At 58.8% G+C, this 1,274-nt stretch carries 1 protein-coding gene; it reads right to left on the reverse strand.

The features are described from left to right. Positions 1-20: 20 nt before the first annotated feature. Positions 21-1,274, reverse strand: a 1,254-nt coding sequence (locus tag C5S62_RS02095) for an LTA synthase family protein (RefSeq protein WP_104403858.1), incomplete at its 5' end; no start/stop codon positions are given.

The raw sequence follows: 1,274 nt of genomic DNA on the forward strand, positions 1-1,274 counted from the left end.
TTCCGGAACCATTGGAACTCTCAACTGCCCAATGCACCTAAATCATCATAAGCCGTCTGGAGAAACGCGTTGGCGGCAGCGGAGCGGGCGGCTGAAGGACGGGGCGTGTCGAGCATGACGCGCTGCGGAGCGGCCAGAAGATTGATGACCGTCAGGCCTGTGTCGTCCAGCCAAAAGATGCCTTCACTCCAAGTGTGCACGGCCGACGGCCGTTTATAGGCACGGCTCATCACATTGCGGCTGAAGCGGAAATCACCGTGAGGCAGTCCCATGGCTCCCAGCAGGGTGGCCGGCAGGTCGCTTTGATTACAGATCTTGTCCACCACCAGCGGGCGGCGCACGGCACCTCCGGTCCATATCATCGGTATATGGCTCTTGCGCGGATTGTCATCGGTCAGTCCTGACGGGTAGCCGCTGCCATGGTCGGGCAGAATGACCACAAGGGTGTTGCGCCACTGCATCGTTTGTCTGAAACGGGCAATGAAGCGTCCGAGACAGTCGTCGAGGTAAGCAAAGGCGTTGGCCACCTCGTCACCCTTGATCCGCCCGTAAGGCACCTGCCACGGCTCATGACTGGCCAGGGTGAGAAAGGCGATGTGCCAGGGCTTGCCCACAGGCGCCTCGGTCACCATCCGGTAGAGGCGGTCGAAAGTAATATGGTCGGTCACCCCCCAGTTGTGTGTGGCGCGCTCAGCCGGCGTAAAGGCGTCCTCGCCGAAAGTGCGCTCGTAGCCGGTGGAAAGCAAATAGCCGTTGGTGTTGGTAAAGTTGATGTCGCCGCCGTAGAGGAACGAAGTGGCATAGCCCGCCCGGCGCAACGAACCAGCAATGGAGGGCAGGGCCGCACACTTGGCGGGCAGTTTCATCACACTCACATCGGGAAATGAAGGGTAGCCGCTCAGCGCACAAAGCGTGCCGCGGTCAGTACGAAAGGAGTTGGCATAACAGCGCGAGAAGAAAATACCTTCGCGCGCCAGCCGGTTCACATGGGGCGTAATGGCCGCGTTGGCGGCTGTGTCTACGGCACTGACCAGCGTCCCCCCAAGCCCTTCCAGCAGTATGACAAGTACGTTGGGACGGGAGGTGGTGAGCAATGTATCGGGTTCGGCGGCTGTTTGCCCGTAGCCCAAAGTATCGAAAATACGGGCGCGATCTTCTTCTGAATAATAGTCGTGTTGCCGCGCAAAGTCCTTTGTCTTGAAAAGTGAGGAGAAAATGCTGAAAGCAGGATTGACGGCGGAATGGTTAAGGAAACTGTCGGCACTGAAATAGAC

Source organism: Prevotella sp. MGM2, assembly GCF_002933955.1.
Taxonomy (GTDB): Bacteria; Bacteroidota; Bacteroidia; order Bacteroidales; family Bacteroidaceae; genus Alloprevotella.